A 25,602-nucleotide genomic window follows, 5' to 3' on the forward strand; every position below is an offset into this window, starting at 1 on the left:
CATTGACCTCGACATTACTAGAGGTTCTAGCTTCGGGATCATGGAACGGATTCCCTGGCCCGTGTGGCGGATCTCCCTGGTGATCGTCTTCGGCGCCTTCGTCGGCATGCTGGACTCGTCACTGGTCAACGTCGGTCTCGACCGCATCGGCACGGACCTGGGCGCCTCGCTCGGCGAGGTGCAGTGGGTGACGACCGCCTACCTGATCGCGCTCGCCGTGTCGCTGCCGCTGTGCGGGTGGCTCGGCCGCCGCATCGGTGTCGGGCGGCTGTGGCTGGGCGCTTTCGCGGCGTTCACCGTCGCGTCCGGGCTGTGCGCGCTGGCCGGCGACATCGGGTGGCTCGTCGCGCTGCGCGTCGTGCAGGGCCTGGCCGCCGGGCTGCTGACCCCGGCCGGGCAGACGATCCTCGGCCAGGCGGTCGGCCCCGCGCGGCTCGGGCGCGTGATGAGCATCCTCGGCATCGCGGTGAGCAGCGCGCCCGCGATCGGACCGACCGTCGGCGGGGTGCTGCTGGACTCGCTGTCCTGGGAGTGGCTGTTCCTGATCAACCTGCCGATCGGCGCGATCGGGGTGGCGCTCGGGCTGAAGTACGTGCCGCGCGGTGAGCCGGGTGGCGCCGGACGGCTGGACTGGACCGGGTTCGCGCTGGTCGGGCTCGGGTTGCCGCTGTTCGTCTACGCGCTCACCGCGGTCGGCGAGGGCGGCGGCGGGATCGGCCCGTCGGTGCTGGTGGCGCTGGCGCTCGGCGCGGCCGGCCTGGTGGTGTTCGCGCTGCGGTCGTGGCGGCGGGAGCGGCCGCTGCTGGACCTGCGGCTGTTCGGCAACCCGGTGTTCGCGGCGGGCACGGTGTCCAGCCTGTTCATCGGCGCCGCGATGTTCGGGGCGATGCTGCTGTTCCCGCTGTACTTCCAGATCCTGCGCGGCGCCGACGTGGTGACGACCGGGCTGTCGCTGTTGTCGCTCGGCCTGGGCACGATGGTGGTGCTGCCGCTGGCCGGGTGGCTGACCGACCGGTACGGCGGCGGGATCGTCGCGCTCGCCGGCGGGGTGTTCACCGTGCTCACCACGGCGCCGTTCGCCGTCCTCGGCGCGGACGCGGACCCGGTGCTGCTGCAGGTGCTGCTGTTCCTGCGCGGGATGGCGCTGGCGCTGTCGGCGTCGCCGGCCGGGACCGCCGCGTTCACCGCGGTGCGGCGCGAGCAGCTGCCGGACGCGACGACGATGCTGAACATCCTGATGCGGGTCGGCGGCGCGGTCGGCGGCGCGATGTCCGCGATCGTGCTGTCCCGGTTGCTGCCCACCGGCGCCGAGCACGCCTTCCAGGTCGCGTTCTGGTGGCTGACCGGCGCTTCGGTGATCGCGCTGGGTGCCGCGTGGTGGCTGTGGCGAGCGCAGCAGCATGAGCGGGTCCGCGCGGTTCCGGTCGCGGCATAAGCTGCGTTCATGAGCCTGCGCCAGCTGGAGTACCTGGTGACCATCGTCGACGCGGGCTCGTTCACGCGGGCGGCCGAGCTGCTGCACGTGACGCAGCCCGCGTTGTCGCACCAGGTGCGGGCGCTGGAGCGGGCGACCGGCGGACCGCTGCTGGAACGGCTGCCGCGGTCGGTGCGGCTGACGCCGATGGGCCGGGCGATGCTGCCGCACGCGCGGGCCACGCTGGCGGCGGCGCGGAAGTCGGTGTCCGCCGCGCGGCAGGCGGCCGGGCTGCAGTGCGGCGAGATCATGGTCGCGACGGTGTACTCGGTGAGCCTGGGCGTGCTGCCCCCGGTGCTCAAGGCGTGGCGGCGGGCCCATCCGGAGGTGCACGTGCGGCTGTTCGAGCACCGGCACGCCGACGAACTGGCCGCCGCGATGGCCCAGGGGCAGGCGGATCTCGCCGTCGGGCCGCCACCGTCCGATTGGGACGGTCCGGTGCACCCGCTGGGCGAGGAGGAGCTCGTCGTCGTGGTACCGCCGGACGATCCGGCCGCGGACGGCACGCGAGTGCGCCTCGCGGACCTCGCCGAGCGGGAATGGGTGCACTACGCGCCCGGCAACGGGCTCGCCGATCTGCTGGACCAGGCCTGCGCGGCGGCCGGGTTCCAGCCGCGCGCCGCGGTGCGGACCGAACAGACGGCCGCGGCGCCGTCGCTGGCCGCGGCCGGTCTGGGTCCGGCGCTGGTGCCGGCGAACGTGCTGCCGCCCCGGTTCGCCGGGCACCTGCTGCGCCCGGACCCGCCGGTGCGACGCCGATTGGCGGCGTACACGCGCCCGGGTGGCGATCCCGTTTCCGCGGCGTTCACCGAAATCCTCCGCCGCAAGGCCGTTCTGGTGCCGGGCCACGTGCAGCGGTGCCTGAATTGACCCGGCTGTTCCCTGCCGATCGGCTATATTCCAGCCTCTGCCGACCAACTGGGAGGGTCCATGCGGGAGAGCCACCGGCTGTCCGATGACCAGCTCCGGGCCTGGGTGCAGTACCTGGGCGCGCAGACCCTCGTGCAACGCGCGCTCGAACGGCACCTGCACGAGGCCGCGGGCATTTCCCACGCGGAGTACGAAATCCTCACCAGGCTGGACGGCGCGCCGGACCGCCGGATGCGCATGGGCGAGCTGGCCGCCGTGCTGTTCTCGCCGGGCAGCAGGCTGAACTACCGGATCACCCGGCTGGCCGGCCTCGGCTGGGTCCGCCGCGAACAACACCCGACGGACCGCCGCGGCCTGTACGCCGTGCTGACCGCGGAGGGAGCCGATTTCCTCCACCGCGTGACGCCCGGATACCGCCAGGCCGTGCACGATTCCGTGGTGGCCCCCCTGAGCGACGACGAGTTCGCCGAGCTGGGCCGGATCAGCCGGAAGCTGTTCCAGCACCACCTCGGCCGCGCGGATTAGGGCACCAGGACCAGACGCCCCCGCAGCCCGCCGTCCCGCAGCCGCGCCGCCGCTTTCGCCGCGTCGGCCAGGGGGAGGGTGCCGGCCACCGCCACGTCAGGTGCCCGGCCGCGGCCAGCCGGGACAGCCCGGTGAGGGCCACACCGTCGGCCTTGATCCGCACCGGGCGGATCCGGATGCCCCGGTAGTTGTCCGGCCCGTTGCCGATCACCGCCACGAACGCGCCGCCGTCCTTGACCGCGTCCAGCGCCGGATAGCCCAGCACGGCCGCGTCGATCGCGCCGTCGACCCCGCCCGGCACCCGCTTGCGCACCCCCTCGGCGAGGTTCTCTCCTCGTCGCGCGCGCTCGCGGCCGCGACCACCCGGAGCCCGCGCAGCGCGGCGAGTTCGACCGCGAACCCGCCGGCCGCGCCGGTCACCAGGAGGGTCTGCCCCGTCCGGTGCCGGTGCGACGGCGTCCGCGTCGAGGACGATGTGCTCCGCCCACGCGCCGAGCGGGTCGGCCGGCCTGGTCCGCAGCCCGATCACCGCGTCCTCGGGCGTGAACGCCACCCCGGCGCCGGCCTCCTCGACCACGCCGGCGACGCCCGTCCGGGCGAACAGCCCGGCCGCCGACACCCGGATCACCGCACGCATTCTTCGTCTCCTCCGGAATGAATCGATGGCGCCTGCAGTCGTTCAGAACCGGAGGCGCCGCAACGCGCATCCCACGGTCGAGGAGATCGAGCAGGCGCGCGCCGCCCACGACGGCTGAGGCGGCCTTGCCAGGAAGTCCGCGAGGACGGAGTTGAACTCGGCGGCGCGTTCCAGGCGAGGACCAGTGCGCGGATCCGCTCCGGGAAGAGGTGGTGGCACTCCATCACGATCTGCCCGCCCATCGACAGCCCGCCGAGGACGAATCCGCAGTGGAGGCCAGCGCCCGTGGCGCGACCATTGGGGCGCCGGTGTGGTTCCGCGGTTGACCACCAATTCCGTCCTCCGCGCTGCCGTCGCCGGGGCGCATCGCTAGCGCCGCTAGACAATCGAGCGATAGAAATGCTAGCGTTGCCATGTTGCCTATCAACGCTAGAACTCCAGGAGAGAGATCCCCATGCTCAACGCACTCGAGGTGTTCACGACCGTCGTCGTCGGCGTGATGGTGGGGGTGGAGTTCTCTGTCGCCTTCGTCATCAACCGCATCCTCGACCACCTGCCGGACGACAGCGCCCTGCGCGGCCGCGCCTACGGCGGCCGGATGCTCGGCGCCGTGATGCCGGTCTGGTACATCACCTCGGTCGTCCTGGTCGCGATCTGGGCGATCGCCGGGTGGCAGCACGGCACCGGTCTCGTGGTCACCGCCGGCGCGCTGCTGATGGTCAGCGTGCTCATGTCGGTCCTGCTGCTCGTCCCGATCAACAACCGCAGCAAGACGTGGACCCCCGAGAACCGGCCCGCGAACTGGAAGCAGCAGGCGAACCGGTGGGACCGCTTCCACTACGGCCGCGTCGCCGTCATCATCGCCGCCTTCGTCCTGCTGGCCGCGGCGCTCGGCTCCTAGGACGCCTGAGGCAGCCTCGCCAGGAAGTCCGCGAGGACGGAGTTGAACTCCGCGGTGCGTTCCAGGTTGGGCATGTGCGCCGCGCCCGTGATGACCGCCAGTTCGGCGCCGGGGACGTGCGCGTGCAGGAATTCGGCCTCGGCGACCGGGGTGTACTCGTCCTGGTCGCCGACGACGACCAGGGTCGGCACGCGGATCCCGGCCAGCGTCGGCACGTAGTCCGGGCGCTCGGCCCGGCCCCGCAGCGCCGCCGCCGCGCCCTCCGGCGAGGTCGAGCGCATCATGCGGTGGACGTGCTCGGCGAGGTCCGGCATCGCGGCGACGTTGGCGGGCGCGACCATCTTCGTGAGGACCTCGTCGGCGTACGGGCGGAGCCCTTCTCGGAGCAATCGCTCGGCCATCTCGGTGCGATTGCGCTTGCCCGCCTCGGTCTCGGCGCGGGGCGAGGTGTCGGCGAGGACCAGTGCGCGGATCCGCTCCGGGAAGAGGCGGTGGCACTCCATCACGATCTGCCCGCCCATCGACAGCCCGCCGAGGACGAACTCGCCGACGTCCAGCCGGTCCAGCAGCGTTTCCAGGTCGCGGGCGAACACCGTGAGCGGCGTCTTGCCGGGCACCACCGTCGTTTCGCCGTACCCGCGGAGGTCGGGCACGATGACGCGCCAGCCGCGCTCGCTGAAGTGGTCCAGCTGCGGCCGCCACATCGAGCGGTCGAACGGGTGGCCGTGGACCAGGACCAGCGCGGGGCCCGAGCCCTTGTCGTCGAAGGCGATGTCGATCGTCATGCCCCGACCGTAGATCCGGTGATATGCTCGGTGCAATACCAATATTGCTCTCGGTGCAATGTGGGGTGTGGATGGACTACCGGACGATCGCGGACTCGGTCGCCGCCGACGTCGCCGCCGGGCGGCTCCGCCCGGGTGACCAGCTGCCGCCGCAGCGCCGGTTCGCCCGGCAGCGCGGGATCGCGGTCTCCACCGCGGCCCGGGTGTACGGCGAGCTCGTCCGGCGCGGGCTGGCGGTCGGCGAGACCGGGCGGGGCACGTACATCCGCGCCGCGCCGAAGCCGGAGTCCGCGCTGGCCGAACCCGCGGGCGCGACGGTGGACCTGGAGCTGAACTTCCCGGTCCTGCCGGAACAACCCGGGTTGATCGTCGCGAGCCTCGGCCCGGTGCTGCGACCGGACCTGCTGGTCCAGGGGCTGGGGCCGTCCGTCGTGACCGGGACCGCCGAAGCGCGCGCGGAGGCCGCGCGGGTGCTGGCACGGGGCGAGTGGGCGCCGGACGCGGGGGATGTGGTGTTCACCGGCAACGGCCGCCAGGCGATCGCCGCCGCGATGGCCGCGCTGGTCCCGGCGGGCGAGCGGCTGGGGGTCGAGGCACTGACGTACCCGGTGGTGAAGGGCATCGCGGCGCGGCTCGGGGTCACGCTGGTGCCGCTGGAGATGGACTCGTCCGGTGTGGTGCCGGACCTGCCGCCGCGGTTGCGGGCGGTCTACCTGCAGCCGGTGCTGCACAACCCGCTGGGCGTGACGATGCCCGCGGCGCGGCGGGCCGAGCTGGCCGAGGCGGTGCGGGAGCGGGACCTGCCGGTGATCGACGACGGCATCAACGGCTTCCTGCGGCCGGACGTCGCGCCCCTGGCGGAGCTCGCGCCGGAGCGGACGATCGTGCTGGACAGCCTCTCGAAGCGGCTCGCGCCCGGGATGACGCTGGGTTTCGCGGTGGCGCCACCGGTTCTGCGTGATCGGCTGGCTGCCGCGGTGCGGTCGGGCGGCTGGGCGGCCGCGCAGTTCCCGCTGACGGTGGCGACGCGCCTGATGGCGGACGGCACGCTGGCGAAGATCGAGGCCGCCAAGCGCGACGACGCGATGGCGCGGCAGGAGCTGGTCCGCACGCGGCTGGCGGGCTTCTCGGTGCGGGCGGATCCGCGGGCCTACCACTGCTGGTGGCAGCTACCGGAGCCGTGGCGGGCGGAAACCTTCGTGGCGGCAGCCGCGCGGCGCGGCATCGCGGTCACCCCGGCCGCGGCGTTCGCCGTAACCCCCGGCCGAGCCCCCACCGCCGTGCGGCTCGCACTGGCCTCCCCGAGGCTCGACGTGCTGGCCGGGGCGCTGGACACGCTGGCCGCACTGGCGCGAAGCAGCCCGGAGGACAGCGGAATCGAGTGACGCCGGGCGCTGGCCGCGCACTCACCGCGGGGAGCGCCGGGGCCAGCCACCCGCCGTCTGTGTCCGCTCACCCCCGGTTCAGGGGATGGTCGCCCCGGGCCAAGGCGGTCACGGGGGCAACCTCTCCTCGTCCGGCCATCCGCCCCCGCCGGTCATCGCCTTCCCTGCCGCGGGCACCAGGATCGAGTGAATTCTCGCCGCGCGGGACGGCCCCGCCGAGCCTAGGTTCGGGCCATGACCAGCGAACACAGCGGCCCGCGCGGCCTCGCCGGTGATCTGCGGGACGCGATCGCCCCGCGGACCGTTCTGCTCGTCCTCGGGGTGCTGCTCCTGCAGCTCGGCTTCATCCTGTCCTACGTCGGCGCCTTCCACAGCCCCACGCCGCACCGGATCGCCGTCGCCGTCGTCGGTCCACAAGAGACGGTCGACCGGATCAACGCCATCGACGGCACCCCGATCGAGGCGTCGCCGAGCCCCGACCCGGCCGACGCGCGCCAACGGGTGCTCGACCGCGACGTCGAGGCGGCTTACCTCATCGACACCGCGGGCACCACCGACACCCTCCTGGTCGCGACCGCCGCGGGCCCCGCCCTCGCCACCGCCGTCGAGCAGGTCTTCACCCAGCTCGACGCCGCGCAGAACCGCACCCTCACCGTCACCGACCTCGTCCCACCACAGCCCGGCGACGCGCGTGGGCTGACCGCGTTCTACGCCGTCGTCGGCTGGCTCGTCGGCGGCTACCTCGCCGCCGCCGCGCTCGGCATCGCGAAGGGCGCCCGGCCGGCGACCCTGCGCCGCACGGCGATCCGCCTCGCCGCGATGGTGCCCTACGCGATCGTGTCCGGCCTGGGTGGCGCGCTGGTCGTCGACCAGGTCCTCGGCGCGCTGACCGGGCACTTCCTGTCCCTGTGGTGGATCGGCGCGGCCCTCACCTTCGCCGCGGCGACCGTGACGATGGCCTTCCAGGTGCTGTTCGGCGTCATCGGCGTCGGCATCACCGTGCTGATCTTCGTGATCCTCGGCAACCCGAGCGCGGGCGGCGCCTACCAGACCGAACTGCTGCCGCCGTTCTGGCGCGCGATCGGCGACTGGTTGCCGAACGGCGCCGGCACCGAGGCGATCCGCGACGAGGTCTACTTCGCCGGCAACGCGACCGGCGGGCCGATCGTGGTGCTGGTGGTCTGGGGCGTCGCCGGGCTCGTGGTGACCCTGCTCGCCTCGGCGTTCCGGATTCGCCGGGAAAATGCCGCGAATTCCATTACCCTGACCGGATGAAGGAACGCCCGCTGCCCAGTGGCGCCGAAGCCCAGGCCATGATCGCCGAGGCGCGCAAGGCGCTGTGGGTCATGGTCGGGTTCCTCGCCGTCATCTGGATCGTGCAGATCGTCAACTGGGCCACCGACTACGCGCTCAGCTTCGACTTCGGCATCCGCGCCCGCGAGCTGAGTTCGCTGCCCGAGGCGCTGACGGCCCCGTTCCTGCACTTCAGCTGGGGACACATCGAGAGCAATTCCGGGCCGCTGTTCATCTTCGGGTTCCTCGCCGCCTACCGCGGGGTGCGGAAGTTCTTCGGTGTCACGGCGCTGATCGTGATCGGCAGCGGGCTCGGCGTATGGCTGGTGTCGCCGGCGAACGGGGTGACCGCCGGCGCGAGCGGTGTCGTGCTGGGATATTTCGGCTACATCATCGTGCGGGGACTGTTCGACCGGCGGCCGATCGACCTCGTCATCGGGCTGGTGATGGCGTTGTGCTTCGCCTACCAGTTCACCGCGCTGCTGCCCGCCGAGGAGGGCATCAGCTGGCAGGGGCACCTGTTCGGGTTCGGTTCGGGCGTGATCGGCGGCTGGGTGTTCCGGGAGCGGCGGCGCAAGCAGGTCGAGCCCGCGCCGGCGGACCCGACGGTCATGCTGGATCCGCCGAAACAGCCCTGATCCCGGCGAACAGGTCGTCCTCGGGCGGGTCGGCCGGGACCAGCGAGCGGGCCAGCACGTAGTCCTCGGTGGGCCACACCTCGCGTTCGACGTCGCGCGGGTGGCGCAGGAAGCCGTGGGCGGGGTCGACCTGGGTTTCGTGGGCGAGCAGGGCGCGGTCGCGGACGTCGAAGTAGTCCGCGCAGTGGATTCGCGTGGTGATCGGGATTTCGGTGTCCGGCAGTTCGGCCAGGACCTCGCCCATGGCGGAGTCGAGGCCGCGTGCGGTGAGCGCGTCGTGCATGGCCTGGAACCACTGGCGGCTCAGGGTGGCGAGGTAGTAGAGCTTCGCGATCTGCCAGGGCGTGCCGGTGACGGCGTCGAACGCGGTGACGGCGACCTCGTGGGTGCGGATGTGGTCCGGGTGCGGGTAGCCGCCGGTCTCGTCGTAGGTGACGAGCACGTCCGGGCGGAACTCGCGGATGACCTCGACGAGCCTGTGCACGGCGGTGCCGAGGGGTTGCCGGGCGAAGCTGTCCGCGGGCGGGTCGTCGGTCAGGCCGGAGTCGCGGAAGCCGAGGAACCGTTGCCGCACACCGAGGATCTCGCGCGCGCGGGCCATTTCCCGGCGGCGGATCTCGGGCAGGTTGGCGCGGATCTCGGGGGTGTTCAGGCGCGGGTTGAGGACGTCGCCGCGCTCGCCGCCGGTGCAGGTGACGACCAGGACGTCGGCTCCTTCCGCGGCGTAGCGCGCCAGCGTGGCGGCGCCCTTGCTGGACTCGTCGTCGGGGTGGGCGTGGACGGCCATCAGCCGCATCGGTGCCTCCTGCGCTTTGGTTAGGTTCGACCTAATTTTAGGTCAAACCTAATCAGTTGGCTAGGGTGGGGTGCATGGAGCGCGGGTTGAGGAAGCAGCGGACGCGGCAGGCGATCTCGGACGTGGCCACGCGGTTGTTCATCTCGCGGGGCTTCGAGGAGGTGACGATCGCGCAGGTCGCGGAGGCGGCGCAGGTGGCGAAGATGACGGTGACCAACCACTTTCCGCGCAAGGAGGACCTGGTCTTCGACGTGCACGAGTCGTTCGTGGCGAGCCTGGCGGAGGTCCGGGGCCGGCCGCTGGTCGCCGCGTTCCGGCGGGCCTGGCGAGCGGGCCTCGAGCGGCGGGATGCGCTGCTGGGTTTTTCGGGGCCGGAGTTCGCCCGGATGATCGTCGAGAGCCCGACGCTGCTCGCCCGTCTGCGGGAGCTGCACGAGGAGCGGGAGAAAGCGCTGGCCGCATCGCTCCTCGACGAGCTGGACAGCGATACGGCGCGCGCGGTCGCCGCCCAGATCGGGAGCGTGGCGCGCCTACTCTTCGACGAGGTCCTGCGGCGTATCGCCGATGGTGAGCCGGAGGCCGAGGTCGCGGCGGCGGTGGGGCGCGCCGGAGAGCGGATGTTCGACCTACTGGAGTCCGGCCTGGGGTCGATTTAGGTTCTTGTGTGTACCGGCGGGGCGATGAATGGTCCGTTCATGTGTGCGCGAGTGGGCCGATGGTGGGGCGATGAACGGTCCGTTCACGAGGCGGCGAGTGAGCGGTGAGGGGACGATGAACGGTCCATTCATGAAGCGGCGAGTGGCCCAGCCATGCCTCGGTGACCGTCCCGTTGGTGTGTTAGCGAGTGGGCCAACGATGGCCCGATGAATGGCCCGTTCAGGAGGCGGCGAGTGGGCCGGTGGCGGGGCGATGAATGGTCCGTTCATGTGTGCGCGAGTGGGGCCAGTAGCGGCGTCGTGAATGGCCCATTCATATGTTCGCGAGTGGGGCCAGTGGTGGCGCCGTGAATGGCCCATTCATAACGGGAGTGGTGGGACCGCTCGTGGGGCGATGAACGGTCCGTTCATGCCTTCAGCCTTCATGACTGGGCCAGTAGTGGATCGATGAATGGTCCGTTCATGAGTTGGGTGAGCGGGAGGGCCAATGGCGGCGCGATGAAGGGTCCATTCATGTCTTGGCGAGTGGCCCGGTGGTGTCTAGGCGAGGGGACTCTTCGGGCGGCGGTGAGTGGGCCAACGGTGGCCCGATGAACGGTCCATTCATGCCTTGTCGAGTGAGCCCGGTGGTGGCCTGGTGATTGGCCTGTTCGCGCGGTCGTGAGTGGGCCAGTGGTGGTGCGATGAAGGGACCGTTCGTGTATTCGCGAGTGGGCGAACGGACGTCCGATGAACGGTCCATTCACGCCGCGACGAAGGTCCCAGTCATATCGCGATGAATGGGCCGTTCACGCCCAGCTGGGCGACGAACAAACCCCACTCACCCCCCAGCAGCCTCCGCCGCCCGGGCCAGCAGTACCTCCCGCTCCCGGGTGTTGCGCGTCAGCGCAGCCGCCCGTTCGAACTCCGCCCGCGCCTCCTCCCGCCGGCCGACCTTCGCGAGCAGGTCGCCCCGTACCGTCGGCAACAGGTGGTACCGCGCCATCGCCGGCAGCTGCGCCAGCGCGTCCACCAACGGCAGCGCCGCCTCCGGCCCGGCCGCCATCGACACCGCCACCGCCCGGTTCAGCTCCACCACCGGCGACGGCGCCACCTCCGCCAGCTCCCCGTACAGCGCCGCGATCCGCGCCCAGTCGGTGTCCTCCGGCGTCCCCGCCCGGGCGTGGCACGCCGCGATCGCCGCCTGCAGCACGTACGGCCCGCGCACCTCCGACAACTTCTCGGCCCGCTCCAGGGCGGCCAACCCGTGCCCGATCAGCAACCGGTCCCACCTCGCGCGGTTCTGGTCCAGCAACAGGATCGGCTCACCGTCCGCCGTCACCCGCGCCCGGGACCGCGAAGCCTGCAACTCCATCAGCGCCACCAACCCGAACACCTCGGGCTCCTGCGGCGCCAGCCCGGCCAGGATCCGCCCGAGCCGCATCGCGTCGGCGCACAACTGCGGCCTCATCCAGTCGTCACCGGCCGTCGCCGAGTAGCCCTCGTTGAAGATCAGGTACACGACCTCCAGCACGGACCCCAACCGCTCCGCCAGCTCCGGCCCGGCAGGCACCTCGAACGGCACCTTCTTCTGCGCCAGCGTCCGCTTCGCCCGCACGATCCGCTGCGCCACCGTCGCCTCCGGCACCAGGAACGCGCGCGCGATCTCCTCGGTCGTCAGCCCGCCCAGCAGCCGCAACGTCAGCGCCACCCGCGCCTCCGTCTTCAGCACCGGGTGGCACGCCGTGAAGATCAACCGCAGCAGGTCGTCGGGCACCTCGTCCGGCTCGACCGCGATCGCCTGCTGCGTCGTCTCCAGGTCGAGCCCGATCTCCTCGTGCTTGCGCTCGGCCATCTTCAGGTGCCGGAAGTGGTCGATCGCGCGGCGCTTGGCGATCGTCATCAGCCACGCGCCCGGGTTGGACGGCACCCCGGACGACGGCCACTGCTCCAGCGCCGCGACCAGCGCGTCCTGCGCCAGCTCCTCGGCCAGCCCCACATCACGGACCATGCGCGTCAGCGCCGCGATCAGCTTCGCCGACTCCATGCGCCAGACAGCGTCGATGGTGCGGTGTGCCTCGGTGACCGTCACGGTCACCGAGCACACCACCTCACCGCGGCGAGGGCAAGCTCCTACTGCCCGTGCTGCTCCTCGATCCGCTGACGCATCCGGTCCTCGGCCTCGCGCAGCTCCGGCGTGTACGCCTCACCGAAGTCCTCGGCCTCGAACACCTGCCGGATCTCGATCTCGGTGTTCTGGAACGGCGCCCGCTTGAGCCACTCGACGGCCTCCTCCTTCGACTTCACGTCGAGGATCCAGAAGCCCGCGATCAGCTCCTTCGACTCGGCGAACGGCCCGTCGATCACCGTCGTGCCCTCGCTGGAGTACCGCACGCGCGCGCCCTTCGAGCTGGGGTGCAGGCCCTCACCGGCCAGCATCACGCCCGCCTTGACCAGCTCCTCGTTGAACTTGCCCATCTCGGCCAGCTCCTGCTCGGTCGGCATCGCGCCGGCCTCGGTGCTCTCGTCGGCCTTGACCAGGACCATGAACTTCATCGTCTTCTCCCTGCTCTCGTGGTGTCCCCGCGGGACCGTCACGATGACATCGATCGAGCACCGGGCGAATCGACAAGGCCGGACAATTTTCTTTCGGGAATCTCAGCGGACCCCGGTCAGCACGAGAACCCGCTGCTCAGTGAGGTCTTCCATCGCCGCGCGGAGGCCCTCCCGGCCGGTGCCGGACTCCTTCACCCCGCCGTAGGGCATCTGGTCCGCGCGGTAGCTCGGCACGTCGCCGACGACCACCCCGCCGACCTCCAGCCGCGCCGACGCCTCGAACGCGATCCGCAGATCGTGCGTGAACACCCCGGCCTGCAGACCGAACCGCGACGCGTTGACGCGGGCGAAGGCCTCGTCGACCGAGTCGACCGGCGCGAGCGAGAGCACCGGGCCGAAGATCTCCTCGGCGTTGACCGCGCAGTCCTCGGGCGCGTCGGCGAGCACGGTCGGCGCCACCGTCGCGCCCTGCCGCGTCCCGCCGGCCAGCAACTCGGCACCCGCGGCGACCGCGTCGTCGACCCACGACTGCACCCGCACCGCCGCCGCCTCGTTGATCAGCGGGCCGACCTCGCCGTCCACGTCCAGCTTGCGCACGTGCGCGACCACCCGGTCGGCCAGCTCGGCGTAGACGTCGCGGTGCGCGTAGACCCGCTGGACCGAGATGCACGACTGGCCGCCCTGGTAGGTGCCGAACGTCGCGATCCGCTGCGCGGCGAACTCCAGGTCCGTCCAGTCCGGGCAGACGATCGCCGCCGCGTTCCCGCCCAGCTCCAGCGTGACGTGCTTGCGCGGCACCCGGTCCTGGATCGACCAGCCCACCGGCCCGGACCCGGTGAACGACACGACCGGCAGCCGCGGATCGGCCACGAGTTCGCTCGCCGCCTCGTTCGGCATCGGCAGCACCGACCAGGAGCCCGCGGGCAGGCTGGTCTCGGCGAGGAGTTCACCGAGCACCAGCGCGGCCAGCGGCGTCGCGGGCGCGGGCTTGAGCACGATCGGGCAGCCGGCGGCGATCGCCGGGGCGACCTTGTGAGCGACGAGGTTGAGCGGGAAGTTGAACGGCGTGATGCCCAGGACCGGCCCGCGCGGCGCGCGGCGGACCAGGGCCAGCCGCCCGGCCGAGGCGGCGTCGGTGTCGAGCCGCTGCAGCTCACCGGAGAAGCGGCGGGCCTCCTCCGCTGCCCAGCGGAAGGTGGAGACGCCACGGCCGACCTCGGCGCGCGCCCACTTCAGCGGCTTGCCGGACTCGGCGTGGATCAGGTTCGCGATCTCGTCGGCGCGCTCGGCCAGGCGACGCGAGACGTGGTCGAGGGCGTCCGCGCGCACGTACGCGGGCAGCTGGGCGACCTCGTGCCGTACGTCGTGCGCGGCAGCGAGGGCGGTTTCGACGTCCTCGGCGGTCGCGTTGCTGGTGCTCCCGGCGAGGGCGCCGTCGCGGGGGCTGCGGACTTCGACGAGGTCGTCGCTCGACGCCGGGCGGCCGGCGACCCAGTAGGGGAAGGTCATGCGTCCAGCATCGGCTCGCCCGGACCGGACGGAAATGGCCGGACTGGCCAGTTGGATACCCGGAAACTGGACGAAGTGGCAGAGTGGTGGACATGCCGGTGACCCTGCGGCGGCTGCTCGCCGATCCGACGCTCGGTCTGCGTGCGCTGGCCGGGGAGTCCGGTGTGGACCGTCCGGTGGGCTGGGTGCACGTCAGTGAGCTGGACGACCCGACGCCGTTCCTCGAAGGCGGCGAGCTGCTGCTCACCACGGGATTGCGCCTGTCGGGCGAGACCGAGTACGTGGACCGGCTGACCGCGCGCGGGCTGGCCGGGCTGGGCTTCGGCATCGGGCTCAGCCACGACGAAGTGCCCGTCGGCCTGGTGCGCGCCGCCGCCGCGGCCGGGCTGCCGCTGATCGAGGTGCCGCGGCGGACGCCGTTCATCGCGATCAGCAAGGCCGTGTCGGCGGCGCTGGCGGCGGACTCGTACGCCGAGGTCACCGCGACCAACGCGGCACAGCAGGAGCTGACGCGGGCGGCGTTGCGCGGCCCGGACGCGGCGGGCCGGCGGCTGGCGCGGCTGCTCGACGGGTTCGTGCTGCTGGTCGGCCGCGGCGGTGAGCTGGTGCGCGCCGCGCCGGCGGCGGCCGCGGAACGGCTGGCTTCCGTCGCGGGCGAACTGGCGCGGCTGCGCGGTGGTCCGGCGAGCGCGACTTTCGAGGTGGACGGGCAGCACGTGGTCGTCCAGGTGCTGCGCAACCACGGGTTCCTCGTCGCCGGACGGCCGCAGCCGTTCGACCGCACCAGCCGGCACGTGCTGAGCGCGGCCGCCTCGCTGCTCACCCTGGCGTTGACGCGGGCGGACGGCGTGGAAACGGTGCGACGCAAGATACATACCGCATGTATGTCTTTGCTGCTGGCCGGGCATCACGAGCTGGTCGCGGGGATCGTCGATCTGCCGCCGGAGCCGGTCGAGGTCTTCGCGTTCACCGGGCCACCCGAACGGGTGCTCGACGCGCTCGAGGGGAGCCCGGTGTTTCCCGCGGAGGTGGAGGGATTCGTCGTGGCGATCGCGCCGCCGGGCTGGCCGGCCCCGGAGCTGACGGGTGGGGTGGCACCGGCGGCCGGGTACGCCGAGCTGGCTTCGGCGCACCGGCGGGCGGTGGGCGTGGCCTCGGCGACCGAGCTGGTGCGGTTCCGCGGTGACCTGGTCTCGCTGCTTCCCGCGGAAGAGGCGCAAGCGTTTGCCACCGCGGTGCTGGAGCCGTTGGTGCGCCACGACGAGGGCGGGCGGGGTGATCTGTTGGCGTCGCTGGCGGAGTGGCTGCGGCGGCACGGGCAGTGGGACCCGGCGGCGGCGCGGCTCGGCGTGCACCGGCACACCTTGCGCAACCGCATCGCCAAGGTGGCCGAGCTGACCGGCCGGGACCTCGACGACCCCGACGTGCGGGCGGAGCTGTGGATGGCGCTGCGGCTGCGCGGCCTGGGGTCGGGGAGTGTCCGTGCGTGAACTGGTGGTGCTGGGGACCGGGAGCCAGGTGCCGACCCGCACCCGCAACCACAACGGCTACCTGCTGCGCTGGGACGGCGAGGGCCTGCTGTTCGACCCCGGCGAGGGCACGCAGCGGCAGATGCTGTTCGCCGGGGTGGCGGCCAGTTCGATCACGCGGATCTGCCTGAGCCACTTCCACGGAGACCACTGCCTGGGCGTGCCGGGCATCGTGCAGCGGCTGTCGCTGGACGGGGTGCGGCACCCGGTCGTCGCGCACTACCCGGCGTCCGGCGCGGAGTACTTCGCGCGGCTGCGGCACGCGAGCGTCTTCCACGAGACGGCGGAGCTGGTGGAGTCGCCGGTGGCGGAGCCGGGCGTGATCGCGCGTGGGGCGTTCGGCCGGCTGGTGGCGCGGCGGCTGTCGCACCCGGTCGAGTCGTTCGGGTACCAGCTGGTCGAGCCGGACAGCCGCCGGATGCTGCCGGAGCGGCTGGCGGGGCTCGGCGTGCGCGGCCCGGCGGTCGGGCGGCTGCAACGGGAGGGCTCGATCGAGGTCGACGGCCGGCGGGTCGAGCTGGCGGAGGCGAGCGAGCCGCGCCGGGGCCAGCGGTTCGCGTTCGTGATGGACACCCGGCTGTGCGACGGCGTGTTCGAGCTGGCCGACCGGGCGGACCTGCTGGTGATCGAGTCGACGTTCCTGTCCGCGGACGCCGCGCTGGCCGCCGAGTACGGCCACCTGACGGCCGCGCAGGCCGGGCGCGTGGCGGCGGAGTGCGGGGTGCGGAAGCTGGTGCTGTCGCACTTCTCGCAGCGGTACGCGGACCCGGAGGCGTTCCGCGCGGAGGCGGGGGAGTTCTTCGGCGGGGAGGTCGTGGTGGCCTCGGACGTCAGCCGGGTCGCGGTGCCGGCGCGGCGGCCGGAGTCGGTGGCGGGCTGATCGCGGCCCGCGACGTGGCCGGAAGCCGCCGGTTGAGCACCATCCCGCACCCCCTCCTCCCGAGCGGCCTACGTCACACGTGTGGGGGATAACCGCAGGTCACTCAGGTGTGGCCCTCCCGGGGCTGGGTAGCCACTCCACCGGAAGCGCTTCAGAAACGGGGCGCAGGTTGCTCCTGCAACGGAAGGGAGAGAGGCCAGTGGCAACGTCCAACCTGGCGGCCGTCGACTTCGGCCAGGGTGTGTCCAACGCCTGGAGCGCGGTGGCGACCTTCGTGCCGAAGTTCGTCGCGTTCCTGGTGATCCTCGCGATCGGGTGGTTCGTCGCGAAAGCGCTGGGCAAGATCGTGAACAAGGTGCTCGAGAAGGTCGGTTTCGACCGCGTCGTCGAGCGCGGCGGCATCAAACAGATGCTCGCCAAGAGCAAGTACGACGCCTCGGACATCATCGCCAAGCTGGTGTACTACGCGGTCCTGCTGATCGCCCTGCAGATCGCCTTCGGGGTGTGGGGCCCGAACCCGGTGAGCGGCCTGCTCGCGGGCATCGTCGCGTGGCTGCCGAAGGCCGCGGTCGCGATCATCATCGTGGTCATCGCCGGCGCCATCGCCCGTGCCGTCAAGGACCTGATCGGCAGCGCCCTCAGCGGCCTGTCCTACGGCAAGACCCTGGGCACGATCGCCGCGGTGTTCATCTGGGCGCTGGGCATCATCGCCGCGCTGAACCAGATCGGCGTGGCCACCACGGTCACCACGCCGGTGCTGATCACCGTGCTCGCGACGGTCGCCGGTGTGGTCGTCGTCGGCGCCGGTGGTGGCCTGGTGAAGCCGATGCAGCAGCGCTGGGAGCGCTGGCTGGGCCGCGCCGAGGAGCAGATCCCGGCCGCCAAGGCACACGCCGAGGCCTACCAGCGGGGCCGTGAGGACGCCACCCGCGCCACCACGCCGACCGCGGAGGCGGCCACGCAGGAGATGCGCCAGCCGACCGGTTCCACCGCGTCGGACAGCGGCGCGACCACGCGGCCGCCGGAGAGCTTCCGGTAACGCGGGGAGCAACGGCCGGTCCGGCGACGGACCGGCCGTTCTCGTGCGTCTAGCGCAGTTCCAGCTCGAAACCCTGCCGGTACCAGGGGTCGTCCATCGAGGTCGCCAGCGCGCAGACGGCGAGCAGGCGGAAGGTGAGCCAGTCCATCGGCCCGGACTCGGGGCCGTGCGGCACGCTCAGCCGCCACCCGGCTTCGCGGGCGTGGTCGAGCAGGCCGCGCGCGTAGCCGGCGAGCAGCACGACACCCGCGACGGCCGCGGAACCCTCGACGCCCGCGGCCAGGATGTCGCGCACCGCGGCCGCGTGCTGGTCCACCACCGCGGCCAGGCCGGGCGCGGTGGCCACGGCGGCGACGAGCCCCGCGGCACCCAGCTGGCTGTGCAGATGATTCAGCGTCCGGCGGGACGACCGTTCCGCCCAGACCGCGGCCAAACCGAACATGCCTCCCACGGTAACCCCCGGATTCGACCTTGTGGACCGGGGCGGCGACGATCGACATGGCCGTTTTCCTCGCGGCCGGGACGCGGTGTCAGCGCGGCGTCACCGACGGCTTCCGTTACAGGTGCGGAACTTCACGATGACGAGGCGGGAATGAGACGGATCGGCGGGTTCCGGTCGCCGGGCAGCCGGGCGCGCTACGACGCCGTCTACGACGAAGGCCTGCGCGCCCTGCCCGAGCCGGCCGCGCGGCACGACGTGCCGACCGCCTTCGGCACGGTCCGCGTCTACCGCTTCGGCGCCGACGGCGACCCACTCGTCCTGCTGCCCGGGCGCTGCGGCACGAGCGTCATGTTCCGCACGAGCATCCCGCGGCTGGCCCGCCGGCACCGCGTCCACACCGTCGACCTGCTCGGCGAACCGGGCCGCAGCGAGCAGACCGCGCCCATCCGCGACGCCGGGGACCAGGCGCGCTGGCTCGACGAGACCCTGGCCGGGATCGGCCTCGGCGAGGCGCACCTGCTCGGCGTCTCCTTCGGTGGCTGGCTGGCCGCCAACCTCGCGATCCGGCGGCCCGCGCGGGTCGCGTCGGCGACGCTCGTCGATCCGGTCGCCACGTTCGCGCCGCTGCCGCCCGCACTGGTGCTGCGGGCCATCCCGGTCGGCCTGCCCTACGTGTCCAGCTGGGCCCGCCCGCGGTTCCTGGCCTGGGTCACCGGCGCGGACCCGGCGGACGCCGTCGAAGGGCGCCTGGTCAGCGCCGGTTTCCAGCACTTCCGGATCGCGCTGCCCCGGCCCGTCCCGTTCCCCGGCGAGCAGTTGCGCGGGATCGGTGCGCCGGTCCTGGCGCTCATCGGCGGTCGCAGCGTGGTGCACGACCCGCGCCGCTCGGTGGCCCGGGCCCGCGAACTCCTCCGGCACGGCGCGGCCGAGCTGTGGCCGGACGCCACCCACGCCATGCCGGCGGACGAGGTCACCGAGCGGACGCTGCGCTTCCTGTCCGGCCGCTGAATCGTCGCGAGTGGACGGTCACATACCGTCACCGTTGCCGGCCGGGTGGCCGGGGTTCCTCGAGCAGCATGGCGCGCAGGAGTTCGCGGGCCTGTCGGCGGATCTGCACCGAGTCGCCGTGACCGCCGATGGTCCACAGCAACTCGGCCAGCGCGCAGCCCGCCGTCTTCTGCAGCGAGCCCAGGTACTGCGCGAAATGCTGAGCCCAGCGGCCGTGCAGGGTCACCAGCAGCTCGTCGCCGAACTGGTTGCGCAGCACGATTTCCTCGCCTTCGCGCGCCTCCGTCCAGAACGGCAGCGCACCCGCGAGCGAGCGCCACTGGTCCGCCAGCTCGGCGATCCGTTTCCGCTCCAGGCGGTCTTCCTCGTCCTGCCGGTTCATCGTGCACTCCTCACCCTCCGTGCACGACGCTAGAACAGGTGTTCGATGATCACAAGCTCGGGGTGGGAGCCGTCTCAGGTTCGCGTGGCTGCACCCGGACCTCGAAACCGTAGCCGGGCGAGGGCGGGAAACCGGCTTCGCCGACGGCTTGGATCGACACGCTGTCGCCGGGGAAGAGGTAGCCGGATCCCTTGATGGGTTGCGGATTCGTGCCGCACGGGAACATTTCCGTGTGCCAGTCCTCGCGCGGCGATCGGTATCGCACACCCATTTTCGGCGTGCTCAGCAGGTGCGCCGCGGGGCACGCGCCGGACACGCTCAGCTCGATCGAGTACGCCTGGTCGCCGTCCTTCGTCACGGTGCCCGCGACCTGCAGGCTCCACCCGTTTCCGTAGTAGGACGTGAGAAACGCCGGCTCGGCGGCGGCGGGCGTCGTGGTCAGCAGGAACGCGGCTGCGGTCAGTGCGGCGATCGTTCGCATGAATTCGACGTTCGCAAGCGCCGTCGGAGTGCGCAAACCGCCGGTGTCCCTCGAATGAGGGTCACGTCCAGTGTGCGGCGCCGCGGGCGATCAGCTTCAGCCGGTTCTCCGCGGTGGCGAGAATGCGTTCGTCGGATTCCGCGGTGCGCGGCACGGTTTCGATGAGTTCCACCGCGGTGGACAACAGCGTGGTGACGATCATGTCGGCGAGCATCCGCAGGTCGTCGGTGCGCCAACGGCGCAGGCAGTCGAACCGGGCGAGGTCGACGGCCAGGTCGCCGGCGAACATGCGCAGCTCGGTGCGCGCGGCCTGCGGCACCGCGCCCCCGCCGGCGTGCCGCTCGCGGGTCAGGAAGCGGATGTGGGCCTCGTGCGCACGCGTGTACTCGTACAGCGTCCGCACGACGGTGTGGACGACCCGGTCGAAGTCGGTGCCGGTGTCGCGCGCCGCGTCGAGCATCCGGTGCAGGACGTCCATCGACTCGCCGAGCAGCACCAGGCCCAGCTCGTCCATCGAGGTGAAGTGCCGGTAGAAGGCGGTCGGCACGATGTCGGCCTGCTTGGTCACCTCGCGCAGGCTCAGCACGGCGAACGGGCGGTCCGCCAGCTGGGCGAGCGCCGCGTCCAGCAACGCCTGGCGGGTGCGCTGCTTGCGTTCCTGCCGGCTCACGGGCTTGACGGACTCGGCCGACACATCGCCGATCTTACGTCCGGCTCCGGGTGCGACCTGCGTCACGCCCGCACCTCCCTCGGTTGACAGCGCCCCCGGCGGGTACGCCACCATTGAGTGTACAAGTGTTCTCCGAAAATGATCCCGGGGAGGAATCATGCGGCTCGCCGCGATCGCCGAGGCGCTGCTCACCCCGCACGGCATCGACCGCTACCTGGAGCTCATCGACCCGATGCTGGTGCGCCGCGAGATCCGCGGCGAGGTCACGGCGGTCGAGCACCAGACCGCGGACACCGTCACGCTGACCCTGAAGCCCAGCGCGGCCTGGCGCGGCTTCCGGGCCGGCCAGTACGTGCGGGTTTCGGTGGACATCGACGGGGTGCGGCGCACCCGCTGCTACTCACCGGCCGGCTCGCAGCACCGCGACGGGCGGCTGGAGCTGACGATCAAGGCGCAGGGCCTGGTGTCGCGGCACCTCAACCGGGCCCGGCCGGGCTGGGTGCTGGGCCTGTCCCAGGCCGAGGGCGCGTTCACCCTTCCCGAGCCGCGGCCGGAGAAGCTGCTGCTGATCAGCGGCGGCAGCGGGATCACCCCGCTGATGTCGATGCTGCGCACCCTCGCCGACGAGGGGCACACCGGCGAGGTGGTGTTCCTGCACTACGCGAACACCCCCGGCGACGTGCTCTACGCCGGTGAACTGGCGCGGCAGGCGCCGAACGTGCGGGTCGTGCTGGCCTGCACGCACGCCGAGGGTGGTGAGCTGAGCGGGTTCTTCTCGCGGGACCACCTGGTCGAGGCCGCGCCCTGGTACGCCGGCGCGCTGACGTACCTGTGCGGCCCGGCGCCGCTGATGGACTCGGTGCGCGCCGTGTACGACAGCGAACAATTGGGTGAACAACTGATCACCGAAGAGTTCACGCCGCCGGAGCTGGTGATCGACGAGTCGGCGGCCGAGGGGACGGTGCGGTTCGCGCACAGCGGTGTCGAGGTCCCCAACTCGGGCCGCCCGCTGCTGGAACAGGCCGAGGAGGCCGGGCTCAGCCCGGAGCACGGGTGCCGCATGGGCATCTGCTTCTCCTGCACGAAGGTCAAGGCCCGCGGCCGGGTGCGCAACGCGAAGTCGGGCGAGGTGTCCGGCGAAGACAACGAAGAGATCCAGCTGTGCATCTCCGTCCCCGCCGGGGACGTGGAGATCAACGCGTAGAGGAGCTTCCCATGACCGGCTTGCAGGACCGGCTCACGCCGGAGCAGATCGAGGAGTTCGGCCGCGAGATGGACGCGATCCGGCAGCGGATCGTCGCCGACCTCGGCCAGGACGACGTCGACTACATCATGAAGATCATCCGGACCCAGCGCGGGCTGGAGGTCGCCGGGCGGGCGCTGCTGTTCGGCGGGTTCTTCCCGCCGGCCTGGCTCGCCGGGGTGGGCGCGCTGTCGCTGGCGAAGATCCTGGACAACATGGAGATCGGCCACAACGTGATGCACGGCCAGTACGACTGGACGCGCATCCCCGAGCTGAGCTCGCAGAAGTTCGAGTGGGACACGATGGCGCCAGCCGAGAACTGGCGGCACTCGCACAACTACATCCACCACACGTTCACCAACGTGCTCGACAAGGACCGCGACATCGGGTACGGCATCCTGCGCATCGACCCGGCGCAGAAGTGGCACCCGTACTACCTGGGCAACCCGGTGTACGCGACGGTGCTGGCGTTCATCTTCCAGTGGGGCGTGATGCTGCACGACCTGGAGTTCGACCGGATCGTGCGCGGTGAGCGGAAGTGGTCGGACCCCGAGCTCAAGGAGATGCGGGCGCGGATGGCGCAGAAGGCGGTGAAGCAGGTCGGCAAGGACTACGTGCTGTTCCCGCTGCTCACCGGCCCGCTCGCGCCGCTGACGTTCCTCGGCAACGCGACGGCGAACCTGACCCGCAACCTGTGGGCGTTCGCGATCATCTTCTGCGGCCACTTCCCGTCGGACGTGGAGAGCTTCACCGAGGAGGAGACCGAGAACGAGACGCGCGGCCAGTGGTACCTTCGGCAGATCCTCGGCTCGGCGAACATCACGGGCGGCCCGCTGTTCCACATCCTGAGCGGGAACCTGTCGCACCAGATCGAGCACCACCTGTTCCCGGACATCCCGGCGCGGCGGTACCCGGAGATCGCCGCGGAGGTGCGGGCGGTGTGTGAGAAGTACGGGCTGCCCTACAACACCGGGCCGCTGCACAAGCAGCTGTGGTCGGTGGCGAAGAAGATCGTGAAGTTCGCGCTGCCGCCACGCCCCCGGCGGGAGGAGCCGACGCCGGATAAGCTGACGTCCGACAGGGTTTCCGCGGCGGCGTAAGGACGTGTGATGGTCGACCCGATCGAAAGCGGCAAGGACACGGTCCAGGTGCTCACCGAATCCGCGGCCACGCACATCGGCAACATAGCGACGATCATCACCGGCGCGGTGCGGGACATAGCCCGGGAGACGGGCGACTGGCTGACGGATTTGTTCGAAATGCGGGAAGCAGCGCGCCGAGCAAACGCCGACGAGCGGGAGTAGGGCCGGGCGGCGGGAGCACAACCGGCGGTCGGCAACGCAAGCGGGCCGGTAATCAGCCTGACCGCGCGGCAGCCCTGCAAACCGGCGGCCGGCAACGCAAGCGGACCGACCACGCCCCAGACCTCCCCCGCCCCCGATCCACAGCCGATCTTTGGTCGCCGAGCAGGCGTGTCAAGGTACTCTTTCCCGCCTTGACACGCCTGCTCGGCGACCGAAACACAATCCGGCATCGGGGGCGGGAGAGGTCGGCACCCAAGGCGACCTTCCGGCGCCGTGAGGCGCTCTGGCCGAAGGCCAGAAAAGATCAATCTCCGCGCAGCGCTCGGCGCAGTAGCTTGCCCGTCACCGTTTTCGGTAGCTCCTCCCGGAATTCCACCTGGCGCGGGTATTTGTACGCCGCCATGCGTTCGCGGCAGAACGTAACCAATTCCTCCGCCGTGACCGAAAACCCCGGCCGCAGGCTGACGAAGGCCTTCACCGTCTCCCCGCGGTACTCGTCCGGGACACCGACCACCGCGGCTTCCCGGACGGCTTCGTGTTCGTACAGCACGTCCTCGACTTCGCGGGGCCACACCTTGTACCCGCCCGCGTTGATCTGGTCCTTCTTCCGGTCCACCACGTAGAACCAGCCCTGGGCGTCCATGTAACCCACATCGCCCGTGTGCAACTGCCCGCCGGGAAGCGCTTTCTCCGTTTCCGCCGGCTTTTCCCAGTACCCGGCCACCACCTGCGGACCGGACGTCACCAGTTCGCCCACCTCGCCGACCGGTACCTCGCGGCCCTCCTCGTCGACGACGCGCACAACCGTGTCGTACACCGGCACCCCGACCGACAGCGCGCCCGAAGCCGGGTCCACCGGTGCCTCCGCGCCGAACGGGACCGCGTGCGACGGCGATGTCGTCTCGGTCAGGCCGTAGCAATTGTGGATATAGGTCCCGAACGCCGCCTGGAAAGCCTTCACCGTGCTCGGCGGGATCGGCGCTCCACCGGAATAGATCTTCGTCAGCGAAGCCAGCGCCTCCCGGTCGGCGCCGGGTGCGTTCATCAACGCGATGAACACCGTGATCGACCCGACGGTGAACGTCGCGCGCTCCGCACGCACCGTCTCGATCGTCCGCGCCGCGTCGAACCGGCCCATCAGCACCAGCGGCGCGCCCACCAGCAACGCCACCGCGATGTGCCCGATCAGCCCGGTGATGTGGAACAGCGGCGCCACCCCGAGGATCACGTCGTCGCCGCTCAACCCCACCCAGTCCCGGTACGTCTGGGCGTTGAAGACGATGTTCCGGTGTGTCGTCATCGCGCCCTTCGGCGGGCCCGTCGTGCCCGACGTGTAGGTCAGGAACGCGATGTCGTCCGGCCCGAGCGTCACCTCCGGCGGCACCACCCCGCGAAACCGCGCGAGCATGTTCGCCAGGTCCACGGTCCCCGGGCACTCCACCGGCGAGGCGGGCTCCGCCCGGTACTCCAGTTCGGACGTCGTCAGCACCGTCCGCACCGCGGTCCCGGGCACGACCTCCGCCGCCACCTCCTGCCACAGCGACTGCAGCGTCACGAGCACCGTCGCGCCGGAGTCGGCCAGCAGCTGGCCCAGTTCGCGTTCCCGGTTCATCGGGTTGACCGGCACCGCGATCCCGCCCGCCTTCCACGTGCCGACCTGCGCGATCACGAACTGCGGCACGTTCTGCGCGTAGATCGCGACCCGCTCGCCGGGCCGGAACCCGGCGTCGGTGATGCCCGCGGCGAAGGCGTCGGTCAGCTCGTCCAGCTCGCGCAGGGTGATCCGGCCGCCGAAGTACCGCAGGATGTCGCCGCCGGGATCGCGGGCCACCGCGGCGCGGAACATCGCCAGCGCGCTGTCGTGCTCCACGGTGATCCCCGCGGGCTGCCCCGGCGCGTACCGCGCCAGCCAGAGCCTGTCGTCGTAGACGCTCATCACCGGCGATGATCCGCCGCCGCCGGTGGGGGCGTCAACAGCTCAGCGGTGCCGGTGGCCGTGCCGGTCGTCGTAGCGGTCCCGGTCGTAGTCGTAGTGGTGCCCGTAGTCGTAGTCGTAGTCGTAGTCGAACTCGCGCTCGTACTCGCTCCAGTCCCGGTCGAAACGCGGGATCTGGTACTGCGGGACGGAGAACTGCGGCTTCGGCGCCTGCTGGGTCTGCTTCGGCGCCGCCTGCCGGGTCGGCTTCTTCGTGGTCGGCGCGGCGGCCTTCGGCGTGGTCTGCTTCGGCGCCGCCTGCTTCGTCGCGGCGACCGGCAGGATGCCGGTGAACCGGCCCTCCGGCGGGACGGCGCCGGGGCGCTCGCCCTGGTCGGCCACGGTCGGCTCCTGCGGCGCGGCGTGCCCACCGGACAGGCTGACCGGCCCGGGCTCGCCACCCGGCCCGGCGATCCAGCCGCCGACGAGCATCGCGCCGGCCAGGGTCAGCCCGGCGCTCGCGGTGGCCAGGATCAGCGGCCGGTTCCGCCGCTCCTTCGCCGGCCGCGCGTCGGCGTCCTCGTCGACCGGCACGATCAGCGGCTCGGCCGGCTCGTCGTCCACGACGCACGCCTCGAACACGATCGTCTGGGCCGCCTTGACCTCCGCGGCCAGCGGAGCAGGGGGGGGGGGGGGGGGTGGGGC

Annotated in this window: 26 protein-coding genes and 1 pseudogene; 15 read left to right on the forward strand and 12 right to left on the reverse strand. The window is 71.8% G+C overall.

Annotated features, from left to right (window positions below):
* Nucleotides 1–40: 40 nt before the first annotated feature.
* The 3 genes from D0D15_RS14110 to D0D15_RS14120 are packed head-to-tail and all read left to right on the forward strand — an operon-like array spanning nucleotide 41 to nucleotide 2,869.
* A complete protein-coding gene (locus D0D15_RS14110; protein ID WP_233157144.1) occupies nucleotides 41–1,435 on the forward strand; it encodes an MDR family MFS transporter in 1,395 nt (464 codons plus the stop codon).
* A gap of 9 nt (nucleotides 1,436–1,444) precedes the next feature.
* Nucleotides 1,445–2,344, forward strand: a complete 900-nt coding sequence (locus tag D0D15_RS14115) for a LysR family transcriptional regulator (RefSeq protein WP_094004455.1) — start codon at nucleotides 1,445–1,447, stop codon at nucleotides 2,342–2,344.
* 60 nt (nucleotides 2,345–2,404) lie between these two features.
* Nucleotides 2,405–2,869 carry a MarR family winged helix-turn-helix transcriptional regulator gene (locus D0D15_RS14120; protein ID WP_094004456.1) on the forward strand — a complete coding sequence of 155 codons (465 nt, stop codon included), beginning with the start codon at nucleotides 2,405–2,407 and terminating at the stop codon, nucleotides 2,867–2,869.
* On the opposite strand, the gene D0D15_RS14125 is transcribed toward D0D15_RS14120, so the two are convergent.
* Entirely contained in the window at nucleotides 2,826–3,506 is a 681-nt protein-coding gene (locus D0D15_RS14125) for a hypothetical protein (protein ID WP_094004457.1), read from the reverse strand. The genes D0D15_RS14120 and D0D15_RS14125 overlap by 44 nt on opposite strands.
* Before the next feature lie 454 nt (nucleotides 3,507–3,960).
* On the opposite strand from D0D15_RS14125, the gene D0D15_RS14135 reads away from it, so the two are divergent.
* The gene (locus D0D15_RS14135; protein WP_094004459.1) at nucleotides 3,961–4,407 is read left to right on the forward strand and encodes an anthrone oxygenase family protein; all 447 of its coding nucleotides are present in this window, start codon (nucleotides 3,961–3,963) and stop codon (nucleotides 4,405–4,407) included.
* On the opposite strand, the gene D0D15_RS14140 is transcribed toward D0D15_RS14135, so the two are convergent.
* The gene (locus tag D0D15_RS14140; RefSeq protein ID WP_094004460.1) at nucleotides 4,404–5,192 is read right to left on the reverse strand and encodes an alpha/beta fold hydrolase; all 789 of its coding nucleotides are present in this window, start codon (nucleotides 5,190–5,192) and stop codon (nucleotides 4,404–4,406) included. The genes D0D15_RS14135 and D0D15_RS14140 overlap by 4 nt on opposite strands.
* 71 nt (nucleotides 5,193–5,263) lie before the next feature.
* On the opposite strand from D0D15_RS14140, the gene D0D15_RS14145 reads away from it, so the two are divergent.
* The 3 genes from D0D15_RS14145 to D0D15_RS14155 all read left to right on the forward strand — a co-directional run bounded on the left by D0D15_RS14145 (nucleotide 5,264) and on the right by D0D15_RS14155 (nucleotide 8,508).
* Nucleotides 5,264–6,577, forward strand: a complete 1,314-nt coding sequence (locus tag D0D15_RS14145; RefSeq protein ID WP_094004461.1) for an aminotransferase-like domain-containing protein — start codon at nucleotides 5,264–5,266, stop codon at nucleotides 6,575–6,577.
* Nucleotides 6,578–6,811: 234 nt separating this feature from the next.
* Entirely contained in the window at nucleotides 6,812–7,852 is a 1,041-nt protein-coding gene (locus D0D15_RS14150; RefSeq protein WP_094004462.1) for an ABC-2 transporter permease, read from the forward strand.
* Complete coding sequence (locus D0D15_RS14155; protein WP_094004463.1) at nucleotides 7,849–8,508, forward strand: rhomboid family intramembrane serine protease; 660 nt, start codon at nucleotides 7,849–7,851, stop codon at nucleotides 8,506–8,508. The genes D0D15_RS14150 and D0D15_RS14155 overlap by 4 nt, the downstream gene beginning before the upstream one ends.
* On the opposite strand, the gene mca is transcribed toward D0D15_RS14155, so the two are convergent.
* The gene (gene mca / locus D0D15_RS14160; RefSeq protein WP_094004464.1) at nucleotides 8,480–9,304 is read right to left on the reverse strand and encodes a mycothiol conjugate amidase Mca; all 825 of its coding nucleotides are present in this window, start codon (nucleotides 9,302–9,304) and stop codon (nucleotides 8,480–8,482) included. The two genes, D0D15_RS14155 and mca, sit on opposite strands and share 29 nt — an antisense overlap.
* A gap of 74 nt (nucleotides 9,305–9,378) precedes the next feature.
* Between mca and D0D15_RS14165 the strand changes: the two genes are divergently transcribed.
* Nucleotides 9,379–9,960: a TetR/AcrR family transcriptional regulator gene (locus D0D15_RS14165; RefSeq protein ID WP_162830569.1), complete on the forward strand. Its 582-nt coding sequence runs from the start codon at nucleotides 9,379–9,381 to the stop codon at nucleotides 9,958–9,960.
* A gap of 820 nt (nucleotides 9,961–10,780) precedes the next feature.
* Here D0D15_RS14165 and D0D15_RS14170 read toward each other — a convergent pair.
* From D0D15_RS14170 to D0D15_RS14180, 3 genes are all read right to left on the reverse strand, one after another.
* On the reverse strand, nucleotides 10,781–11,986 hold the full coding sequence (locus D0D15_RS14170; RefSeq protein ID WP_115944491.1) for an RNA polymerase sigma factor: 1,206 nt from the start codon (nucleotides 11,984–11,986) through the stop codon (nucleotides 10,781–10,783).
* 86 nt (nucleotides 11,987–12,072) lie between these two features.
* Nucleotides 12,073–12,495, reverse strand: coding sequence for a YciI family protein (locus tag D0D15_RS14175; protein WP_094004465.1), 423 nt, complete (start codon nucleotides 12,493–12,495; stop codon nucleotides 12,073–12,075).
* A gap of 102 nt (nucleotides 12,496–12,597) precedes the next feature.
* Nucleotides 12,598–14,004: an aldehyde dehydrogenase family protein gene (locus tag D0D15_RS14180; protein ID WP_115944488.1), complete on the reverse strand. Its 1,407-nt coding sequence runs from the start codon at nucleotides 14,002–14,004 to the stop codon at nucleotides 12,598–12,600.
* 83 nt (nucleotides 14,005–14,087) lie between these two features.
* On the opposite strand from D0D15_RS14180, the gene D0D15_RS14185 reads away from it, so the two are divergent.
* The 3 genes from D0D15_RS14185 to D0D15_RS14195 all read left to right on the forward strand — a co-directional run bounded on the left by D0D15_RS14185 (nucleotide 14,088) and on the right by D0D15_RS14195 (nucleotide 17,452).
* Complete coding sequence (locus tag D0D15_RS14185) at nucleotides 14,088–15,494, forward strand: PucR family transcriptional regulator (protein WP_115944489.1); 1,407 nt, start codon at nucleotides 14,088–14,090, stop codon at nucleotides 15,492–15,494.
* Nucleotides 15,481–16,413, forward strand: coding sequence for a ribonuclease Z (locus tag D0D15_RS14190; protein WP_094004468.1), 933 nt, complete (start codon nucleotides 15,481–15,483; stop codon nucleotides 16,411–16,413). The genes D0D15_RS14185 and D0D15_RS14190 overlap by 14 nt, the downstream gene beginning before the upstream one ends.
* A 199-nt stretch (nucleotides 16,414–16,612) precedes the next feature.
* Complete coding sequence (locus tag D0D15_RS14195) at nucleotides 16,613–17,452, forward strand: mechanosensitive ion channel family protein (RefSeq protein WP_094004469.1); 840 nt, start codon at nucleotides 16,613–16,615, stop codon at nucleotides 17,450–17,452.
* 49 nt (nucleotides 17,453–17,501) lie between these two features.
* Here D0D15_RS14195 and D0D15_RS14200 read toward each other — a convergent pair whose 3' ends face one another.
* Nucleotides 17,502–17,894, reverse strand: coding sequence for a DUF6401 family natural product biosynthesis protein (locus tag D0D15_RS14200; protein ID WP_198958167.1), 393 nt, complete (start codon nucleotides 17,892–17,894; stop codon nucleotides 17,502–17,504).
* Nucleotides 17,895–18,044: 150 nt separating this feature from the next.
* On the opposite strand from D0D15_RS14200, the gene D0D15_RS14205 reads away from it, so the two are divergent.
* On the forward strand, nucleotides 18,045–18,902 hold the full coding sequence (locus tag D0D15_RS14205) for an alpha/beta fold hydrolase (RefSeq protein ID WP_094004470.1): 858 nt from the start codon (nucleotides 18,045–18,047) through the stop codon (nucleotides 18,900–18,902).
* A 28-nt stretch (nucleotides 18,903–18,930) separates the two neighbouring features.
* On the opposite strand, the gene D0D15_RS14210 is transcribed toward D0D15_RS14205, so the two are convergent.
* From D0D15_RS14210 to D0D15_RS14220, 3 genes are all read right to left on the reverse strand, one after another.
* Nucleotides 18,931–19,284: a hypothetical protein gene (locus tag D0D15_RS14210; protein ID WP_094004471.1), complete on the reverse strand. Its 354-nt coding sequence runs from the start codon at nucleotides 19,282–19,284 to the stop codon at nucleotides 18,931–18,933.
* 49 nt (nucleotides 19,285–19,333) lie between these two features.
* Nucleotides 19,334–19,765, reverse strand: a complete 432-nt coding sequence (locus D0D15_RS14215) for a hypothetical protein (protein WP_240325246.1) — start codon at nucleotides 19,763–19,765, stop codon at nucleotides 19,334–19,336.
* 61 nt (nucleotides 19,766–19,826) lie between these two features.
* Entirely contained in the window at nucleotides 19,827–20,501 is a 675-nt protein-coding gene (locus D0D15_RS14220; protein WP_115944490.1) for a TetR family transcriptional regulator, read from the reverse strand.
* A gap of 91 nt (nucleotides 20,502–20,592) precedes the next feature.
* Between D0D15_RS14220 and D0D15_RS14225 the strand changes: the two genes are divergently transcribed.
* The 3 genes from D0D15_RS14225 to D0D15_RS14235 are packed head-to-tail and all read left to right on the forward strand — an operon-like array spanning nucleotide 20,593 to nucleotide 22,982.
* Entirely contained in the window at nucleotides 20,593–21,639 is a 1,047-nt protein-coding gene (locus tag D0D15_RS14225; protein ID WP_094004474.1) for a ferredoxin reductase, read from the forward strand.
* 11 nt (nucleotides 21,640–21,650) lie between these two features.
* Nucleotides 21,651–22,778 carry a fatty acid desaturase family protein gene (locus D0D15_RS14230; RefSeq protein ID WP_094004475.1) on the forward strand — a complete coding sequence of 376 codons (1,128 nt, stop codon included), beginning with the start codon at nucleotides 21,651–21,653 and terminating at the stop codon, nucleotides 22,776–22,778.
* Nucleotides 22,779–22,787: 9 nt separating this feature from the next.
* Nucleotides 22,788–22,982, forward strand: coding sequence for a hypothetical protein (locus tag D0D15_RS14235; protein WP_094004476.1), 195 nt, complete (start codon nucleotides 22,788–22,790; stop codon nucleotides 22,980–22,982).
* Between the two features lie 304 nt (nucleotides 22,983–23,286).
* On the opposite strand, the gene D0D15_RS14240 is transcribed toward D0D15_RS14235, so the two are convergent.
* The gene (locus D0D15_RS14240; protein WP_094004477.1) at nucleotides 23,287–24,918 is read right to left on the reverse strand and encodes a class I adenylate-forming enzyme family protein; all 1,632 of its coding nucleotides are present in this window, start codon (nucleotides 24,916–24,918) and stop codon (nucleotides 23,287–23,289) included.
* 42 nt (nucleotides 24,919–24,960) lie between these two features.
* Nucleotides 24,961–25,602 (reverse strand): annotated as a pseudogene (locus D0D15_RS36580) (hypothetical protein); the annotation flags it as partial.

The sequence above is a fragment of the Amycolatopsis thermalba genome (genome assembly GCF_003385215.1).
Lineage (GTDB): Bacteria > Actinomycetota > Actinomycetes > Mycobacteriales > Pseudonocardiaceae > Amycolatopsis_E > Amycolatopsis_E thermalba.

Excerpts from the sequence above, each read along its gene's own strand:
- D0D15_RS14180 (WP_115944488.1), bottom strand. The coding sequence starts at position 14,004 with ATGACCTTCCCCTACTGGGTCGCCGGCCGCCCGGCGTCGAGCGACGAC.
- D0D15_RS14110 (WP_233157144.1), top strand. The coding sequence starts at position 41 with ATGGAACGGATTCCCTGGCCCGTGTGGCGGATCTCCCTGGTGATCGTC.
- D0D15_RS14140 (WP_094004460.1), bottom strand. The coding sequence starts at position 5,192 with ATGACGATCGACATCGCCTTCGACGACAAGGGCTCGGGCCCCGCGCTG.
- D0D15_RS14120 (WP_094004456.1), top strand. The coding sequence starts at position 2,405 with ATGCGGGAGAGCCACCGGCTGTCCGATGACCAGCTCCGGGCCTGGGTG.
- D0D15_RS14205 (WP_094004470.1), top strand. The coding sequence starts at position 18,045 with ATGAGACGGATCGGCGGGTTCCGGTCGCCGGGCAGCCGGGCGCGCTAC.
- D0D15_RS14145 (WP_094004461.1), top strand. The coding sequence starts at position 5,264 with ATGGACTACCGGACGATCGCGGACTCGGTCGCCGCCGACGTCGCCGCC.
- D0D15_RS14175 (WP_094004465.1), bottom strand. The coding sequence starts at position 12,495 with ATGAAGTTCATGGTCCTGGTCAAGGCCGACGAGAGCACCGAGGCCGGC.
- D0D15_RS14150 (WP_094004462.1), top strand. The coding sequence starts at position 6,812 with ATGACCAGCGAACACAGCGGCCCGCGCGGCCTCGCCGGTGATCTGCGG.
- D0D15_RS14115 (WP_094004455.1), top strand. The coding sequence starts at position 1,445 with ATGAGCCTGCGCCAGCTGGAGTACCTGGTGACCATCGTCGACGCGGGC.
- D0D15_RS14240 (WP_094004477.1), bottom strand. The coding sequence starts at position 24,918 with ATGAGCGTCTACGACGACAGGCTCTGGCTGGCGCGGTACGCGCCGGGG.
- D0D15_RS14155 (WP_094004463.1), top strand. The coding sequence starts at position 7,849 with ATGAAGGAACGCCCGCTGCCCAGTGGCGCCGAAGCCCAGGCCATGATC.
- D0D15_RS14170 (WP_115944491.1), bottom strand. The coding sequence starts at position 11,986 with ATGGAGTCGGCGAAGCTGATCGCGGCGCTGACGCGCATGGTCCGTGAT.
- mca (WP_094004464.1), bottom strand. The coding sequence starts at position 9,304 with ATGCGGCTGATGGCCGTCCACGCCCACCCCGACGACGAGTCCAGCAAG.
- D0D15_RS14165 (WP_162830569.1), top strand. The coding sequence starts at position 9,379 with ATGGAGCGCGGGTTGAGGAAGCAGCGGACGCGGCAGGCGATCTCGGAC.
- D0D15_RS14200 (WP_198958167.1), bottom strand. The coding sequence starts at position 17,894 with ATGTTCGGTTTGGCCGCGGTCTGGGCGGAACGGTCGTCCCGCCGGACG.
- D0D15_RS14235 (WP_094004476.1), top strand. The coding sequence starts at position 22,788 with ATGGTCGACCCGATCGAAAGCGGCAAGGACACGGTCCAGGTGCTCACC.
- D0D15_RS14230 (WP_094004475.1), top strand. The coding sequence starts at position 21,651 with ATGACCGGCTTGCAGGACCGGCTCACGCCGGAGCAGATCGAGGAGTTC.
- D0D15_RS14225 (WP_094004474.1), top strand. The coding sequence starts at position 20,593 with ATGCGGCTCGCCGCGATCGCCGAGGCGCTGCTCACCCCGCACGGCATC.
- D0D15_RS14135 (WP_094004459.1), top strand. The coding sequence starts at position 3,961 with ATGCTCAACGCACTCGAGGTGTTCACGACCGTCGTCGTCGGCGTGATG.
- D0D15_RS14215 (WP_240325246.1), bottom strand. The coding sequence starts at position 19,765 with ATGCGAACGATCGCCGCACTGACCGCAGCCGCGTTCCTGCTGACCACG.
- D0D15_RS14125 (WP_094004457.1), bottom strand. The coding sequence starts at position 3,506 with ATGCGTGCGGTGATCCGGGTGTCGGCGGCCGGGCTGTTCGCCCGGACG.
- D0D15_RS14210 (WP_094004471.1), bottom strand. The coding sequence starts at position 19,284 with ATGAACCGGCAGGACGAGGAAGACCGCCTGGAGCGGAAACGGATCGCC.